At 36.7% G+C, this 1,400-nt stretch carries 3 protein-coding genes; all 3 read left to right on the forward strand.

Annotated features, from left to right (window positions below; translation table 11 throughout):
* Nucleotides 1-66: 66 nt before the first annotated feature.
* Genes FT986_RS03860 through FT986_RS03870 form a run of 3 tightly spaced genes read left to right on the forward strand, consistent with a single transcriptional unit; the run spans nt 67 to nt 1,276 of the window.
* The gene (locus FT986_RS03860; protein WP_111541120.1) at nt 67-480 is read left to right on the forward strand and encodes a Fur family transcriptional regulator; all 414 of its coding nucleotides are present in this window, start codon (nt 67-69) and stop codon (nt 478-480) included.
* A 57-nt stretch (nt 481-537) separates the two neighbouring features.
* Nucleotides 538-894 (forward strand): STAS/SEC14 domain-containing protein, encoded by a 357-nt coding sequence (locus FT986_RS03865; RefSeq protein ID WP_111541121.1) that lies wholly within the window; start codon nt 538-540, stop codon nt 892-894.
* Between the two features lie 10 nt (nt 895-904).
* Nucleotides 905-1,276: a DUF3703 domain-containing protein gene (locus FT986_RS03870; protein ID WP_111541122.1), complete on the forward strand. Its 372-nt coding sequence runs from the start codon at nt 905-907 to the stop codon at nt 1,274-1,276.
* Nucleotides 1,277-1,400: the final 124 nt, after the last annotated feature.

Consider the following 1,400-nt stretch of genomic DNA (forward strand, 5'->3'; position numbering starts at 1 on the left):
ACGCTGCAAAAGAAGGCTATGAAGCCTACAATAAAGCTAAAAATATCAATTATAACACCGCACAAAATGACTGAAATAGAAAAAACACTAAATGACCATAACGTGCGTCCCACCGCAATGCGCATCTTGATTTATAAATATCTGGCACAACAGGAAATCGCAAAGGCATTGCTTGATGTTGAGAATGCTTTCGCAAAAGCAGAACGTTCAACCATCTTTAGAACACTGAAAACCTTTGAAGAAAATGGTATTGTACACCAGATAGAAGACGGCTCAGGTATCACAAAATATGCGCTCTGTGAGCCAGGCTGTAATTGTGAAATTGAACAAGACCTGCACCTCCATTTTCGTTGTAGCAACTGTAATGAAACTGTTTGCTTGACAGAACATAAAATACCACACATCAACCTTCCAGATGGCTACGTAGCCGAAGATGTAAATCTTGTTGTGACAGGTGTTTGTGAAAAGTGCAGTAGTTGACATTGCACAACAGTTGCGCAACTATTTCACTAAATTGTAAGAATTAAAATGTAAAAAATGATACAGCTATTAAATTCAGAGAAAGTCAATTTGATTTCAGTGAAAATCAGCGGTAAAATTTCAAAAGATGAAGTTGAAAAAATCCATTCACAAATTCACGAAATCTTGAAGCAGAACAGCAAGGTTGATTTCTATTTTATATTGGAAGATTTTGACGGCTATACACTAAAAGGTTTTTGGGAAGACTTAAAAGTGGACAGGGCTCATATTTCAGATTATGGAAAAATGGCGTTTGTGGGCGAAAAGAAATGGCAGGAATGGGCTGCAAAGTCAACCGATTTTTTTACAAGCTCGGAAGTGAAATATTTTGATTTAGAAAATAAGGAACTGGCAAAGACTTGGATTATCTCTTAATTAGCGATAAATGAAATTCAACACTAAAATACCAAAAGGCTTAAAGGAACATTATGAAAATGAACTACGGTTTTACCGTTTGTCATTACTCAAAGGAAATTTGTCTCAAGCTTGGAATCATCTTGAGCGCTCACACATAATTGGTCAATCCTATCCTTTTGAGCATACATATTCGCATTGGCTAATGCTCAAATTTGGATTCAGACAAAAGAATATGATAGAAGTTTTAGGTCAAGTTGTTCGCTTACTAATGGGTGGGTGGAAATCGTTTATCGACCACGTACCAACTGGAAATACTGGTGGTTCCAATGTTCCACCACTTAAAAAGATGGTGCTTCCGCACGATTTAAGTGTCATTTTAAACCAATACAAACCAACATAATGAAAAAGAAAAAAGTAAACTTACGTGACTTAGAACCAAAAGAACATCAAGGCGAGCACAGTCACGACGATGGCCATAACCATAGCAGCCCTGAAGAAATTTCAAATTTTAGAACCTATCTACC

It is taken from the genome of Mesonia sp. K4-1, from assembly GCF_008017825.1.
Taxonomy (GTDB): Bacteria; Bacteroidota; Bacteroidia; order Flavobacteriales; family Flavobacteriaceae; genus Mesonia.